Origin of the sequence: Flavobacterium algoriphilum, from assembly GCF_048158655.1 — a bacterium.
In the GTDB taxonomy this organism is placed as follows: domain Bacteria; phylum Bacteroidota; class Bacteroidia; order Flavobacteriales; family Flavobacteriaceae; genus Flavobacterium; species Flavobacterium algoriphilum.
Window position 1 is genome coordinate 21,623 of the sequence record NZ_JBLNKY010000004.1, and the last position, 16,011, is coordinate 37,633.

At 31.8% G+C, this 16,011-nt stretch carries 11 protein-coding genes and 1 tRNA gene; 8 read left to right on the plus strand and 4 right to left on the minus strand.

Annotated features, from left to right (window positions below; translation table 11 throughout):
* The 6 genes from ACM55G_RS08550 to ACM55G_RS08575 all read left to right on the plus strand — a co-directional run bounded on the left by ACM55G_RS08550 (position 1) and on the right by ACM55G_RS08575 (position 6,375).
* Positions 1–375, plus strand: a complete 375-nt coding sequence (locus ACM55G_RS08550) for a diacylglycerol kinase family protein (protein ID WP_416843491.1) — start codon at positions 1–3, stop codon at positions 373–375.
* Positions 376–394: 19 nt separating this feature from the next.
* Positions 395–2,845 carry a DNA translocase FtsK gene (locus ACM55G_RS08555; RefSeq protein ID WP_416843492.1) on the plus strand — a complete coding sequence of 817 codons (2,451 nt, stop codon included), beginning with the start codon at positions 395–397 and terminating at the stop codon, positions 2,843–2,845.
* A 49-nt stretch (positions 2,846–2,894) separates the two neighbouring features.
* Positions 2,895–3,539, plus strand: coding sequence for an outer membrane lipoprotein periplasmic chaperone LolA1 (lolA1, locus tag ACM55G_RS08560; RefSeq protein WP_465245446.1), 645 nt, complete (start codon positions 2,895–2,897; stop codon positions 3,537–3,539).
* Between the two features lie 7 nt (positions 3,540–3,546).
* Complete coding sequence (locus ACM55G_RS08565; RefSeq protein ID WP_416843494.1) at positions 3,547–4,980, plus strand: LptF/LptG family permease; 1,434 nt, start codon at positions 3,547–3,549, stop codon at positions 4,978–4,980.
* Between the two features lie 9 nt (positions 4,981–4,989).
* On the plus strand, positions 4,990–6,123 hold the full coding sequence (gene ribB / locus ACM55G_RS08570) for a 3,4-dihydroxy-2-butanone-4-phosphate synthase (RefSeq protein ID WP_416843495.1): 1,134 nt from the start codon (positions 4,990–4,992) through the stop codon (positions 6,121–6,123).
* A gap of 167 nt (positions 6,124–6,290) precedes the next feature.
* A tRNA-Ser gene (locus tag ACM55G_RS08575) sits at positions 6,291–6,375 on the plus strand.
* Positions 6,376–7,471: 1,096 nt separating this feature from the next.
* On the opposite strand, the gene ACM55G_RS08580 is transcribed toward ACM55G_RS08575, so the two are convergent.
* From ACM55G_RS08580 to ACM55G_RS08590, 3 genes are all read right to left on the minus strand, one after another.
* Positions 7,472–7,717: a YkvA family protein gene (locus tag ACM55G_RS08580; protein ID WP_416843714.1), complete on the minus strand. Its 246-nt coding sequence runs from the start codon at positions 7,715–7,717 to the stop codon at positions 7,472–7,474.
* A gap of 6 nt (positions 7,718–7,723) precedes the next feature.
* Positions 7,724–7,861, minus strand: coding sequence for a YkvA family protein (locus ACM55G_RS08585; RefSeq protein WP_416843496.1), 138 nt, complete (start codon positions 7,859–7,861; stop codon positions 7,724–7,726).
* A 211-nt stretch (positions 7,862–8,072) separates the two neighbouring features.
* Positions 8,073–8,243 carry an NUDIX domain-containing protein gene (locus ACM55G_RS08590; RefSeq protein WP_416843497.1) on the minus strand — a complete coding sequence of 57 codons (171 nt, stop codon included), beginning with the start codon at positions 8,241–8,243 and terminating at the stop codon, positions 8,073–8,075.
* Positions 8,244–9,096: 853 nt separating this feature from the next.
* Between ACM55G_RS08590 and ACM55G_RS08595 the strand changes: the two genes are divergently transcribed.
* Positions 9,097–10,194 (plus strand): cytochrome-c peroxidase, encoded by a 1,098-nt coding sequence (locus tag ACM55G_RS08595; RefSeq protein ID WP_416843498.1) that lies wholly within the window; start codon positions 9,097–9,099, stop codon positions 10,192–10,194.
* Positions 10,195–10,219: 25 nt separating this feature from the next.
* Positions 10,220–12,391: a TonB-dependent receptor family protein gene (locus ACM55G_RS08600; RefSeq protein ID WP_416843499.1), complete on the plus strand. Its 2,172-nt coding sequence runs from the start codon at positions 10,220–10,222 to the stop codon at positions 12,389–12,391.
* Positions 12,392–13,463: 1,072 nt separating this feature from the next.
* Here ACM55G_RS08600 and ACM55G_RS08605 read toward each other — a convergent pair.
* Positions 13,464–16,010 carry a TonB-dependent receptor gene (locus ACM55G_RS08605; protein ID WP_416843500.1) on the minus strand — a complete coding sequence of 849 codons (2,547 nt, stop codon included), beginning with the start codon at positions 16,008–16,010 and terminating at the stop codon, positions 13,464–13,466.
* Position 16,011 lies beyond the last annotated feature (1 nt).

The following is a 16,011-nucleotide window of genomic DNA, read 5'->3' on the forward strand; positions in this document are numbered from 1 at the left end:
ATGGAATTTCAAAAAGATAATACTTTCTTTACCGGAAGATTAAAAAGTGTCACTTATGCTTTTAAAGGTGCTGTAAAATTAATTACTACAGAACACAGCATAATGGTACAATTTTCATTAGGTATACTAATGACTATTGCTGGATTCTATTTTGGAATAACTGCGACACAATGGCTTTTTCAAACCATGGCCATTGGTTTGGTTATGAGTATTGAAGGTTTAAATACAGCTGTTGAAAAAATAGCAGATTTTATTCATCCAAATTATCATGAAAGAATTGGATTTATCAAAGATATTGCTGCCGGAGCTGTATTTTTTGCTGCTTTAACGGCAATAGCAATCGGTTTAATCATTTATATACCAATAGTTCTGTAAGATATTATTACAATCAAGAATGGCAAAAACTACAAAAACAGTATCTTTAGATAAAAAAAAGGATTCTAAAACAGAGGGAAATAATCCAATTAAGATAACTAAACAGCACAAAATCGTTTTTGGTTCTCTTTTGGTATTATTTTCAATTGCTTTATTATTTACATTTATTTCCTTTTATATTTACGGACATCAAGATCAAAGTGCTGTAGGTAAGTTGACTGACAGAACCGAAACCGTTCACAATTGGTTAGGAAAATTTGGTGCCTTTTTAGCTGACTTACTTGTTTATAAAGGTTTTGGACTTGCTGCATTTATATTCGTACGCTTGTTTTTCCTGACAGGAATGTATATGGTTTTAGGTGTTTCCTTAAAAAAATTGAAAAGTATTTGGTTTTGGAATTTATTCGTAATTATCATTGTATCAATTTTATTTGGATTTTTTGCTACTTCCGCACCCGAATTAGGAGGGACAATTGGATTCGAATTGAATTTATTTTTGCAAGATTATATTGGAAAAACAGGAACTTTATTGGTACTGTTATTTGGATCAGTTGTTTATATAATTTTCAAAGTCAAAATCTCCCCAGAAAATATTCAATCCTTTTTTGATAATACAAAAAAAGAAATTAAAGCTGATTTAGCCACTATTCCGCTAAATGGTGCAAAAAGCAGCAGTTATAATTTAGAAGAATTTGCTGTTTTAGAAGAGGAAATTGATGACATTCATTTGAAAATAAATGGTTCTCAATTCGAAATTAACAAAGAGGCGTTGAAACCAACCATTAGTAATTCATCGGATATTAATAGAGATCCCATTGTAAAACCACTTGCTATGCAAGTTACGCCAATAGTATCTCCTGAAATTATTTCAAATCCTGTAGATACATTTGTTATAGAAACAGCGCCGGAAGAAGATATTATTGAGGAAAATCTAGCCTCGCGGTTGGTAGCTGATTTTGGATTATTCGATCCAACTTTGGATTTATCCAATTATAAATTTCCTACGATAGACTTATTAAAGGAATATTCAACCGGAGGAATCACAATCAATCAGGAAGAATTAGAAGAGAATAAAAACAGGATTGTTGATACGTTGCGCAATTACAAAATTGAAATTGCACAGATAAAAGCGACAGTCGGACCATCAGTTACTTTATATGAAATTGTACCGGAAGCGGGAATTCGTATTTCAAAAATTAAAAGTTTAGAAGACGATATCGCTTTATCACTTTCGGCTTTAGGAATTCGTATCATTGCCCCTATTCCCGGAAAAGGGACGATAGGAATCGAGGTTCCTAATAAGAATCCTACGATGGTATCGATGAAAAGTGTTATTGGCTCAACCAAATTTCAGGAAGCGGAAATGGAATTGCCTATTGCTCTTGGAAAAACAATTTCGAATGAAACTTTTGTGGTTGATTTAGCGAAAATGCCTCACTTATTGATGGCGGGAGCTACCGGACAAGGGAAATCAGTTGGATTAAATGCTGTTTTGACTTCGCTTTTGTACAAAAAACATCCAGCCGAAGTTAAATTTGTTTTGGTCGATCCCAAAAAAGTAGAACTAACCCTTTTTAATAAAATTGAAAGACACTATTTAGCGAAACTTCCAGACATGGATGACGCTATCATTACTGATAATGCAAAAGTGGTCAACACCCTGAATTCACTTTGTGTAGAAATGGACAACCGTTATTCTTTATTAAAAGACGCAATGGTGCGTAACATCAAAGAATACAACGATAAATTTAAAGCTCGAAAACTGAACCCAGAAAATGGACACCGATTTTTACCTTATATCGTTCTTGTTGTCGATGAGTTTGCCGATTTGATTATGACTGCAGGAAAAGAAGTAGAAGTTCCTATTGCTCGTTTAGCACAATTAGCGCGGGCCATTGGAATTCACTTAATTATAGCTACACAAAGACCTTCTGTTAACGTAATTACAGGTTTGATAAAAGCCAATTTCCCGGCGAGAATTGCTTTTAGAGTTACCTCTAAAATTGATTCCAGAACCATTCTTGATACCCAAGGTGCTGATCAATTGATAGGCCGAGGCGATATGCTTTACACCAACGGAAATGACGTTGTTCGGGTACAATGTGCTTTCATAGACACACCGGAAGTAGAAAAAATAACTGAATTTATTGGATCTCAAAAAGCATATGCAACAGCATATTTACTTCCTGAATTTGTAGGAGAGGAAAGTGGCATCAATCTTGATATGGATATTTCCGACAGAGATACTTTGTTTAGAGAAGCCGCTGAAATAATAGTAAACGCACAACAAGGTTCGGCTTCATTGTTACAAAGAAAACTAAAATTAGGCTACAACAGAGCAGGTCGATTGATTGATCAACTCGAAGCTGCTGGAATTGTTGGTCCATTTGAAGGAAGTAAAGCACGTAGTGTAAACATTCTGGACATGAGTTCTCTTGATCAATTTTTCAACAATGAACAAAACAATTAACATCATGGAATCAAAGATTCAAGAATTCAAAAAAATTAATATAAAAAAGATGGGTAAACGATTTTTTCAAATGGCAGTTTTGCTATTTTTTAGCTTTTCAATACAAGCTCAAGATAAAAAAGCGAAAGACCTTTTAGATCAAGTTACAGCAAAAGTTAGAAGTTATAATAATATCGTTATCGATTTCAAATATTCTTTAAACAATGCCAAAGAAAACATTAATCAGGACAGTAAAGGAAATGTAATCATGAAAGGCAATCAATTTGTATTGAATTTCATGGGGGTTACTAAAATTTTTGACGGTAAAAAAAGCTACACCATTGTTCCTGAAGATGAAGAAATCACTATTTCTAACGTAAATGATAAAGACGACAATGCCATTACTCCTTCAAAATTATTGACTTTTTTTAACGCAGGTTATAGATACAATATGGATATTTTACAAGATGTAAAAGGAAGAAAAATCCAGTATATCAAACTTATACCTACCAATTCAAAAGATCAAAGAAAAGAAATATTATTAGGCATTGATGTACAGACCAAACACATCTACAACTTGATTGAAATGGGTAAAAAAGGCACAAAAACTACTTTGACGGTTAATTCTTTTAAAACCAACCAACCTTTGTCAAAAAATCAATTTACCTTTACCGAAAGTAAATATCCAAATTACTACATCAATAAATTAGATTAATTCTTAGGTGAAAATTCTTGACAAATACTTATTAAAAACATTTCTGATTACATTTACAACTGTATTTGTAATACTCTTTTTCATTTTTATACTTCAAACTGTTTGGTTATTCATTTCTGAATTAGCGGGAAAAGATTTGGATTTACTAATGATTATCAAGTTTTTGGGATTTTCAATGCCCCGAATTATTCCACTGGTTTTACCGTTGTCAGTATTATTGGCATCGATAATGACTTTTGGAGATTTATCCGAAAATTACGAATTGGCGGCTATGAAATCAGCGGGGGTTTCGCTTAAAAGAGCCCTAAAAAGCTTAACAGTTTTTATTGTTATATTAGGATTCATCGCCTTTCTTTTTGCCAATAATGTAATTCCTTTTGCGGAATATAAATTCATCAATTTCAGAAAAAACATCGCACAAGCTAAACCTGCTCTAGCAATCGCCGAAGGTCAGTTTAGTGATGTTGGTTTTTATAATATCAAAGTGAATAAAAAATCCGGAGAAAACGGAAATTTCCTTACCGGTATCACAATCCATAAAAAATCAAATCTTGGTGACGGCAGTAAAACAGTAATAAAAGCCAAAAATGGAGAACTGATAAGCAGCGAAAAATCTAGTATTCTGCAATTAGTACTAAATAATGGTTATTATTACGAAGATATCGTTCCCAAAAAATATGAAGATCGAAGTAAATTGCCATTTGCAAAAAGTTCATTTAAAAAATACATCATCAATATCGATTTATCACAATTGAATAAAGTCGATGTAAATGATCAAAGCATTGCTAATACCAACACGATGCTGAATGTGAGTGAATTAAATTACACGCTAGATTCCTTACATAAAAATTTAAAAACAGATATTATTTCGTTTTCAGAAAACATGAATCAGCGAATTGTAATTCCTAGGGATAATAAAATAAAACAGCTTAAAAAAAATAAAACTCTTCCAAAAAATATATTATCATTATATAAAAATGAAGAAAAATCTAAGATTTTAGACCTTGCAATCAGTAATCTGGGAAGTTTAAAATATTCTATTGATGCCAGTCAAACAGAATTTAAAGCGAAGCGAAAAAATATCAACAATCATTTATTGGCCTTTTACGATAAATTTGTTATCGCTTACGCCTGTTTTTTGATGTTTTTTATAGGAGCACCTTTGGGAGCTATTATTAGAAAAGGCGGACTTGGGCTTCCAATTATTTTTGCCGTTTTGATTTTTATAACATTCCATTTTATAAATACTTTTGGTAAAAGAATTTCACAGGAAAATGGACTTACTCCATTTATGGGTGCTTGGCTATCGTCGATAATTCTATCACCTTTGGCTATTTTACTGACTTATAGAGCCACAAACGATATCGGATTAATAAATATGGATGTTATTTTAGCTCCATTCCAAAAATTATATAAAAAAATATTCCCAACACCAAACTAGACACCAATCATGGTTACAAATAAAATACACCTAAACACAATAGAAGAAGCAATTGAAGATATTCGACAAGGAAAAATTATTATTGTTGTTGATGATGAAGATAGAGAAAATGAAGGTGATTTCTTGGCTGCAGCCGAAAAAGTAACGCCCGAAATGATTAACTTCATGGCTACTCACGGCCGTGGATTAATATGTGCTCCATTAACAGAAAGCCGCTGCAAAGAATTAGGACTTCATGTAATGGTTAGTAACAATACGGATCCTATGGAAACTGCTTTTACTGTCTCAGTAGATTTAAGAGGAAATGGAGTTACTACGGGAATATCCGCTGGAGATAGGGCAAAAACTATTTTATCTTTAGTTGATTCTAAAACAAAACCTCATGATTTAGCACGACCAGGGCATATATTTCCTCTTATAGCTAAACAAGGAGGAGTTTTAAGAAGAACTGGACATACGGAAGCTGCAATTGATTTTGCGCGACTCGCAGGCTTTAAATCAGCGGGTGTGATTGTAGAAATCATGAATGAAGATGGCTCAATGGCGCGTTTGCCACAATTACTTAAAGTGGCTAAAAAATTCGATTTAAAATTAGTTTCTATTGAAGATTTAGTTGCTTACAGAATGCAACATGACAGTCTTATTGTAAAAAAAGAAGATTTTGATATAGAAACCCGTTTTGGTACATTCAGATTACGTGCTTACCAACAAACAACCAACAAGCAAATTCATATTGCTTTAACAAAAGGAACTTGGAATTTGGGTGAGTCCATTTTGACCAGAATCAATTCCTCTCAGGTAAATAATGATTTATTAGGCACATTGACTAATAATGCAGACCAACAGCTTGATGATATGTTTAAAGTAATTAATGAGCAAGGAAAAGGTGCCGTTATTTTCATCAATCAGGATATGCAATCGATTAATTTATTAAGTCGTATCACGGAACTTAAATTACTACAAAGTGAAGGTGTAATGAAAGCACCAAAAATTGTTATAGACAGTAAAGATTTTGGTATTGGTGCTCAAATATTACATGATATTGATATCTCAAAAATAAGATTGGTATCCAATACTGAGGGGACAAAACGTGTTGGAATGATTGGTTATGGACTGGAAATAACAGAATATGTAAAGTATTGAACCTAAATTTTAATTTTTTTAGAAAATAAGTTTCGTCTAAAGTATAGAAAATGAAACATTTAAAAATTCTCACTAAAAATAGATGCTTTTTTTATAAAAATAGATTTGTATAACCAAAAAAGGTTCTTATATTTGCACTCGCAATCAGGTAATGAAGGCGACAGACTGGAGAAATGGCAGAGCGGTCGAATGCGGCAGTCTTGAAAACTGTTGACTGTTACAGGTCCGGGGGTTCGAATCCCTCTTTCTCCGCTTAAATTCGGGAAGCACTACAAACAGTGACTTCCCGTTTTTTTTTGACCAAAAACTACACAAAATGCACACAAAATATACAATACCTAAATTATCTAAAAATAGTAAAGGCTGGTACGTTGATTATAGATAAGAGCGGAAACAGTTTAGAGAATCAAATGGATTAAATAAAATAATCGATTTTCAAACTATAAATCAAAATTCGTGAAGTCGAAAGAGATTATCTGATACAAGAAGAAGTTCAGGATACTTCACTGGCTTGGCTTCATCGATGTCAAAAACTTAACGGTATCAAACATCAGAATTGGTATTGATGGCGGAAAATGGATATTTACAGATTCGTCAAAAAACAGAAACAGCTTCAAGAATCCCCTCCTCCCTATTCCGGAAGAATTAATTCTGAAATATGCCAATCACCCACAATGCATAAATGAAGATAAACTGGCACCTATTTTGAGTAACCAAAAAATGAATAGCTACTTAAAGGAAATAGCGGATGTTCGCAGTATTAAAAAAGATTGAACCTTCCGCATTGCTAGACATACTTTTGCGACGACTGTAACACTCAGAAATGGTGTTCCCATAGAAAGCGTGAGTAAAATATTAGGGCCTAAAAGTTTAAGAACCACGAAACACTACGCTAAAATATTAGATAAAAAAGTGAGTGAGGATATGGAATTATTAAAATCAAAGCTAGGTAATTTTAAACCGAATAATAATGTTTCGAATGGAACTAATTCATGAAAAGGACTTTGAGTATCATAAACCTAAATGTTTGTTATTTTATACAAATAAGCCAATTTTATCTGAAATAACAATCAAATAAAAGTAATCCATCAACTCTAATTACCAAAAGATTTTGGAACGGATGGTAGAAAAACAGCTTGGAAATTAAAGAGTAGAACAAGTACTAATGGAAAAAACAAACCTCACTTAAAATGACTTAAGCGAGGTTGTTTTTATGTGTTATTTCAATTTTTTTTAAAGTTTTAGTGGGGTACACAACAGTTAGCCGTATTGCAGGAAGTACAAATTTATGGTGATGATTAAAGATATTTTGTCGTTTAAGCAATAAATATGTCAAGACCTTTGTTTCTTATTTCCATAAATAGCTAAAATGTCTGTATGCCACGTAAAAAAGTGCTAGCCAAATAATAACTATTACTGTTGCAAAAATCCAATTGCTCTTTTTTAATTTTTGCGGATTGTTCTTTACATTTTTTCTGGCTTCTATCAACACGGCAGCAGGAATTAATTTAATAGAAAGTCTAATTAAAAGAGGAACAATAATTAAGTCGTCAAGATATCCTATAACAGGGATAAAGTCTGGTATTAAGTCAATCGGACTTTACAAATAGCCAACTGTTAGTCCTATCATAATTTTTGCAGACAGTGGTGTCCGTTTGTCAGAATAGGCTAAAATCAAAACTTGTACTTCCGATTTTATTTGTCTTGCTTGTTGCTTTAGTTTGTCTATTAATTGCATTGTCGTTTTTTTTTAGTTTTCCGCAACAGCCGATTGTACTTTTTGTCTCGTAGGTTATGAGTTTGCTATCATTACTGATTTAGTAAATCTAACTTTGATATCAATAATAGAATCCCAGTCCCAAAGTTGTATTTTTTTCAATAGAAAGTTCCTCCAGAAAACCCTATCCACTAGTAACCTTCATGCTCATCAGATAAATAAAAGGTATCTGTCAGCATCTCACTAAAGTATATAAACCCGTAATTTGACATTTATCATTATGCATATAATTCCAAGTATCAATCACTTTAAATGATTTAATTTCAATATTCAGTTCTTCAAATATTTCTCTTTTCAGAGTTTCCTCGGCAGTTTCACCAAATTCCATTCTACCACCGGACAAGTCTCATAATTTTCGACCATCTTTGAGATTATAAACCGCTAAAAAACGTATTATTTTTATAATTAAGGTTTTTCAGAAAAGAATATTTTTTTATCCTTTTAAAATTTAAAATGAAAAGCTATAATGTTTTGATGTCCGCTATTAAAGTTCAAAGCTACTTTATTTTTTTTGTTGCAGATAGTAATTGTTTCTACTTATAAATTTCAAGACCAGAACAAGAATTATTGGAAGGAGCGTTTATGCGTTATGAAATCAAGTGCTAAAGAAACATTGTTCCAAAAACAAACCTCGCTTTAAAGTCCCGAAACTTCGGGATAAACGGGCTCTTGAACCAGCCGAAAGATTAATAAATGTTTGTGCAATCAAATTGGACAGCCATTCATTAGAACCTAAAACTTATTTTTCAAATGAGTATATTTTAATAATCTCCATTACAATTTAAAACATTGTTCCAAAAACAACTATCAAAATTAAGAAACTTGCTGCTCTGGGGGCAAAGTAAACTAACAAAAAAGCAATTCATATTTCTATCAATTACAAATTCATGTGCTTTTTTATATATTGAATAACATTAAAATCAATTTTGTGGTACTTTTTATTAAAAAAGTATTAATACGCATTTGCTATTTCTGCTGAACTATTAATCACAAACGAATCTTCGGCAACGATAAGTCTGTATCTTTTTGTCCAGCAAAACAAAATCTTATCCCAAAAATTATTTTTTTTGTAAAATATTGAAATTCAAAACTGTTAAAATTAATTTAAAGTATTATTAATATTTAGTCTAAATAAGTTTGTCGATGTAAAAATGGAATTTTATATTTGCACCGTTATTTTTAACTATTCTAAATTAATGAACAAAAAATACTTTTTAATTGGCTTAGTAGTTATAATAATTCTATCCAGTTGTACTGATGATTCCGAATATGTACCTGTTGTTAGCAATAAAACAGCAATAGGAAAATTAATTTTCTTTGATAAAAACCTATCCAATCCTATAGGTCAAGCATGTGCTTCCTGTCACGCAGCAGAAACTGGTTTTAGCGACCCTTTGCACAGAGACATTTCGGAAGGTGCTGTAAAAGGTACTTTCTCAAACATCAATTCTCCAAATTTAGCTTACAATGTATTTTCTCCTGAGCGTACCTACAATACTACAGATCAGACTTATGTTGGAGGCCTTTTTTTTAATGGACGATCTCTTACTCTAAAAGAACAACTCATTCATCCCTTTATTGGTGCAGTAGAAATGAATAATGGCAGTATTGCAAATGTTGTTTCCAAGATAAAAAATGCGTCTTACTTTTCTGAAATAGAAAAGGAGTACGGGTTAGCAAAGACCGACGAAGAATTAATGTCCTACATCGCTGATGCAATAGCAGCTTTTGAGACATCAAAAGAAGTGAATTCTTTCACCTCAAAATTTGATTATTTCAACAAACAATTGATCAAATTTACTGATGATGAAAAGAAAGGATTAGCCGTTTTTCAAGGAAAAGGAAAATGTGCACAATGTCATGTTTTAGAACCTGACGAAAGAACCGGGAAAATTTTGTTTACGGATTTTAGCTATGATAATATAGGAGTGCCCAGAAACGAAAAAAATCCATTTTACAACCAATCTACAGCCGTAAATCCTGCAGGAATCAATTTTATTGATTTGGGTATTGGAGCTATTGTTTCTCAACCCGAACACAATGGAAAATTTAAGGTACCAACATTACGAAACATTGCTATTTCTGCGCCATATTTTCATAACGGATCTTTTAAAACCTTAAAAGAAGTTATTTATTTCTATAATGTTCGAGATGTAAATCCAAGTGAATTTGCTACTCCAAAAGTACTTAAAAACGTAAATAGAAACGAATTAGGCAATTTAAAAATGACAACCCAGGAAGAAAGTCAACTAGAAGCATTTCTTGGAACGCTTACCGATCATTACCGAAAATAATTTTTAATACTACAAAAACCACAATATGAATTTCAATAAAATAATGTTTACCCTTCTCACTTTAGCGGGATTACAAACCATAAAAGCACAAGAAAATACCGAAAACTCCCTGAAAGAAGTTATTGTTAAAGGCTTTAAAACAGTAAATGGGATAGGTCACTTGCCCGATAGTAAAGACGGAATCATTTATGCTGGTAAAAAAAGCGAAATCATTCTTGTTGACAGTCTCGATGCCAATAAAGCAGTCAATAATACCAGACAAATACTAGGAAGAATCCCAGGTTTAAATATTGTAGAAACAGAGAGTAGCGGGTTTACTGCCAACGGAATTGCAACACGTGGTCTTAATCCGTCACAAAGTGTAGAGATGAATACCAGACAGAATGGGTACAACATCAGTGCTGATATTTATGGTTATAATGAATCGTATTACATTCCGCCAATGGAAGCTGTCAATCGTATCGAATTGGTTAGAGGTGCCGCATCGTTGCAATTTGGATCACAGTTTGGGGGTTTAGTCAATTATGTTATTAAAGATGCTCCAAAAAACAAACCTTTTGAATTTATTACCTCACAAACAATAGGAAGTTATGGATTGTTTAATTCCTTTAATTCTGTTGGCGGGAATCATAAAAAAATAGGCTATTATGGCTTTTTACAATACCGTAATATGGAAGGGTATAGACCCAACAGTCAGCAATCGCAAGTTTCCGGATTTGGAAAAATACAATACAATCATTCTAAAAAATTAAATTTTGGCATTGAATATTCTTTGCTTCGAAATAAAATAAAAATGCCTGGAGGTTTAACTGACAGTTTATTTTATGCTAATCCAAAAGCTTCTACAAGAGCACGAAACTGGCTAAAAAGCCCTTGGAATATCATTACAGCTTACGCCAATTATACGCCTTCGGAAAACAGTACTTTGAGCATTAAATCTACCTATTTATTTAGTGGTCGTTCTTTGGTTTGGAGAAACGAAGACGGAGGAGCCGGAGCTACAGATGGCATAGACCCAATAACGGGAGCGTATGTACCAAGAGAAGTAGGTATCGAAAAAATGAATAATACCACAACTGAAATTCGCTATTCCCAAAATTATTCTTTGGGGAATCAAAAATCAACTTTTGCAAGTGGTGTGCGCCAAAGTCATGCTTGGTTTAAGCGTCAAGGCGGCGGAGAAGGAACCACAAATAGTGATTTTGATTCATCCATTATAGGAGATTGGGGATATGATTTAGATTTTACCACCACCAATTTAGCTCCGTTTGTAGAAAATATTTTTAAAGTTTCCAAAAATTTTACCGTCACTCCCGGTTTTCGATTTGAATATTTAAGAAGTACTGCCAAGGGCTATAAAGAAGTAGAAGGCGACATACAGCTTACAGATGAAGTTAGAAATAGAACTTTTGCATTAGCAGGAATTGGATTGGAGTTAAAACCAGGAAAAAACACCAGTCTTTATGCCAATATTTCTCAGGCATACCGTCCGATAGATTACAGCCAATTAGAACCTTTTGGAACTAGTTCAAAAATAGACCCTAACCTGAAAGATTCAAAAGGATTTAATAGTGATTTAGGTTACAGAGGAACCATCAGGAACTACCTTAATTTTGATATTGGAGGATTTTACATGGCTTACAACAAGCGTATCGGGGTAACATTAGCAACCGATCCAATTACTGGAGATTATTATTCTATTAGGAAAAATATAGCCAATAGTGTTCATCAAGGAATTGAAAATTATATCGAGTTTAATATTCTAAAATACTTTAACTCCCAATCTGATTTTGGTTTAAGTATTTTCAATTCCTTTTCCTATATAAATGCCAAATACACCACTGGAGAATTTAAAGGGAAAAGAGTAGAAGCAGCCGCCGAAACTATAAACCGTGTAGGTTTAATTTTTAGCACTAGTAAATTATCGACAACTTTACAGTACAATTATGTTGGAGATGCTTATGGAGATGCTTCCAATGTCATGACTAGCGAAGATCCAGTAGCGGGCCATATTCCTTCGTATACCGTTTTGGACTGGAGTGCTTCCTATAAATTAAATAATTTAGCAATCAAATTGGGCGCTAATAATTTGGCAGACAAATCCTATTTCACTCGTAGAACCGATGAATATCCTGGGCCAGGTATTATACCCGCCGTGGGACGAAGTTTTTATCTTGGATTTACAGCTAAATTTTAGTAAACAAAGTACTTATATTTCAATTTTTAAACACACATTTCTTTTTTGATATGTGTGTTTTTTATTTCAGAAAGGTATTAATAAAAAACTGTAAATGAGCAATACTCGTCCGTCAAGTGATGCATATACTTGTCTAAAGGTTGGTATATCTGTTAGTGGAATTACAATGTTTTCAAATCGAGTTTGCCGAACATCAATCAAATTTTCACCATTGGCGATGATGCTGAAATATTTGAAATGTTTTTATCCAATCAACACAAAAGTTACACAATCCTTTTTGATAAGTATTCATTATCGCTTCAATATCACCTAAAAGACCGACGCCTTTATCTAATTTTAGAGACAGTTGTTCTTGGGCAGAATTATTGGCTTTTCTTATTTCTTTAACCCTTTGAATAATATACTATTCTGTTAAGTTTTTTTTCATAATATTACAAATATACAGTGAGCGTCTCATTTTCATGTGTTTATATTTATAAAAATATAAGGTCGTAAACAGCTGATCTTTTCGATGATATTACTTTTTGCATAACAACAGAGCGCACTTATTAAGTAACGCTCTTTTGTTTTAGACAAGTTTTTTATTTTTTTAATAAAAACTATTAACTAAATAAAAAGAGCCATATAAAAATGAATTCTGATGTTTTTTTTAACCGGGATAACTTTTACTTACACAATAAATAAATTGGCAATATAACCGTTTCTTGGGTTGTTAATGGCTAGTCATAAGCTTCTGATCCTGTAGCGACACCAAATAATTCGGATGTGTCATAACCTGCTTTGATTATAAGCTTTTCACCTTCGTAAACAGCTTTGAGTCGCTGCCGCCATTCCTGCTCCTCTTTCATTTAATGTAATCCAGTCTTTGAGTCCACGTAATCTTCTTACTTCAAAGATATAGCGCACTTCAACGGAATGAATCTGCAAAGCGGCTGTCAATAAATTACTTTTCATGTCTCAAGACATACATCTGCAACATCTATTACGCTTGATTGAATTGGGTAATCCAAGTTTAACAATCGAGTCTTCTTACAATTTGGTAGGGATTAATGTTCTTACAAGCAATGTAGGTTTAATAAGTTATTCTAAAACTTAAATTTGGAGTTCGTCGAAGTGAAAAAATTTTTACATCTTCAATAGAATTGGTAATCGTATTTATTCTATAATATTCATTAATTTCATTTTTTCGATTAAATACATTCAGTAAAGAGAACCCCAATTTATATTGAATTTGATCTAAGCTTTCCCATTTGTATGTTGTCGAAAAATTAACTTGAAAAAAGTCATCAAGTATTTTATTGTTTGGGGTATTGTAATCAATCTTTGGATTGGAGAAATTACTGTAATTAATAGTTGAACTGATAGGAGTGGTCTCGGGTTTTCCAGAATACCACTTTGAACCCAATGCTATTTTTAGATTTTTTCTTTCATAGATTCCAGCCCAAGAGATAATATGGTCTAATTTAAAGTTATTTGGAAATACAGGTTGTTCTAAATTTGGAAAGTGATAATTGTTAGTATTATAAGTATAACTCAACCAAGTAATGAAATGATTTATTTTTTTTTGAGCTAGCATTTCAATTCCTAAGACTTCATAATCGCCATTAGTTTTTACAAATTCTAATTGGTTTTGAAATCCTTGGCTTGAGCTGTTAATTCCAGTTACTTTTTTATAAAAATTTTCTAAAGTAAATAACCAATTGTTTTTAGTAAAAAACAAACTAATTGACGCTTGTTTACTTTTTTGAATAGGAATAGTAGTGTTGTTTGCCAATATCCACCTTCTTTTTTCTATTCCAAAATAATCTTTCTGTAGATCAATAACCTGATAACAATTTTGACTTTTGAATTCACCTAATACTTCTAAATTAAAATGTTTTGTGATAGCATAATTAAACTGTAATCTTGGTTCAAAAAAGAGTTTTTTAAATTGTTCTATATAGTTTAACCGCAATCCTGTATTAAAATATATTTTGGATAAGGTATCGTTGTATTTTCCTTCAACAATTAGCGCATGAGTTCGTAGAACTTCTTTAATTCTTCGATAAAATATTGGACTATTTACTTCATCCAAATTTATAGTGCCAATTTCGGTTGATTGATATCCATTATTAAAAGTAAATTTTGAAGTGATTATATGACTATTCTCAAACTTAAAACCATTGTCTAATACTTTATTTTCCTGTTTTACAGTTTGATTATCCTGTATTTTGTTTTTTTCTGCATTAAGTTCATAAGACGAGGTGTAAACATTGAAATTACTACTATTTTTTGCATTCCAGTTTCGTTTCCATGAAAGATTACCTCCGTAATTTTTTTGATATAAAATATTATTTTCAGACTGAATTATAGTATTAACTCTGGTTGTTTGAAAAACTTTAAGTTGATCATTTATAGTTATAAAATCTAAAATGAGATGGTCTTTTAGTCCAATTTTTTGAGAATATTTAACCGTAATATCGTAAAAATTAAATTTCTCGTCACTTGAATAATCCACATTCTGATTATTGGAAAAATTAGTAATACTTGTATTTTGAAAAGCTTTATTATAATATTCTTTATAGGTAGGCGTTTTTACTAAATCGGTTATGGATTTTCTTCCAGCAATTTCCAAGAAACCTTTTTTGCAGATATTAAACTTTGAATAAATGTCAGCATTAATCATATTTATTCCAGCACCAAAACTGTTTTCTTCAAAGTTATTTGGGTTAGAGGAAATATCCACAACACTCGATACACTTTCTCCAAAAAAAGCAGAACTTCCGTTTTTAGTTATGGAAATAGTATGGGCTAAATTAGGATTGAAAGCAGAGATTAAACCAAAAAAATGTCCAGTTTGATACATTTTAATCCCATTCCACAAGAATAAATTTTGATCATGTGTACCGCCTCTCACATTAATACTAGAAATACTTTCATCAGTACTATAAATACCGGGAATTTGTAACATGGTTTGTAAAACATCAGATTCAATTAAACCAGGTAATATTCCAAGTTTTTTTGGTTTAATTTCAAATATTCCATTAATTTTTTTTGAGATTCCAGATGTTAAAAGATGGTTCGCTATTATATTATTTAATTCAGAAACTTCTACTTCAAGGTAAATTTTTAAACAATTTTTATTTTGTAAATCAGAGCCAGAAATTTTTTCAGTAGTATACCCAATGTTAGTAATTAATAAATCCGTTGACTTTTCTTTTTTTAGTTCAAAATATCCTTTTTTATTGGTTGAAGTATTGAAACTATCTTCAAACTTAATATTCACATTTTCCAGTGGAGAATTATCTTCTTTCGAAAATACATATCCACAAATATTCTTTGTGTCTACCCTATTATTGCTATAAATGGTAATGAATTTATTGTCTATATTTTCAAAAAATAGATTGGTTTTTTTATGAAGATAATTAATCTTCTTGTTCAAGGACAACGATTTTTTTGGAGGTACAATTTTAAAAACAACTATCTCATTGTCAATATAATTAAAATAAATGACATGTTGTTTTTCAATAGATTGCAGAATATCTTTTAATGCAATTGTTTTGCTTCTATCTTGAGCTGTCAAACTCAAGGCAAAAACAAACCAAAAAAATAAGACATAAATACGTTTAATAAAAAACATT

Bases quoted from the DNA above. Each gene is read 5' to 3' on its own strand.
- ACM55G_RS08600 (WP_416843499.1), top strand. From the start codon at position 10,220: ATGAATTTCAATAAAATAATGTTTACCCTTCTCACTTTAGCGGGATTA.
- ACM55G_RS08595 (WP_416843498.1), top strand. From the start codon at position 9,097: ATGAACAAAAAATACTTTTTAATTGGCTTAGTAGTTATAATAATTCTA.
- ribB (WP_416843495.1), top strand. From the start codon at position 4,990: ATGGTTACAAATAAAATACACCTAAACACAATAGAAGAAGCAATTGAA.
- ACM55G_RS08550 (WP_416843491.1), top strand. From the start codon at position 1: ATGGAATTTCAAAAAGATAATACTTTCTTTACCGGAAGATTAAAAAGT.
- ACM55G_RS08555 (WP_416843492.1), top strand. From the start codon at position 395: ATGGCAAAAACTACAAAAACAGTATCTTTAGATAAAAAAAAGGATTCT.
- ACM55G_RS08605 (WP_416843500.1), bottom strand. From the start codon at position 16,010: ATGTTTTTTATTAAACGTATTTATGTCTTATTTTTTTGGTTTGTTTTT.
- lolA1 (WP_465245446.1), top strand. From the start codon at position 2,895: ATGGGTAAACGATTTTTTCAAATGGCAGTTTTGCTATTTTTTAGCTTT.
- ACM55G_RS08585 (WP_416843496.1), bottom strand. From the start codon at position 7,861: ATGCAATTAATAGACAAACTAAAGCAACAAGCAAGACAAATAAAATCG.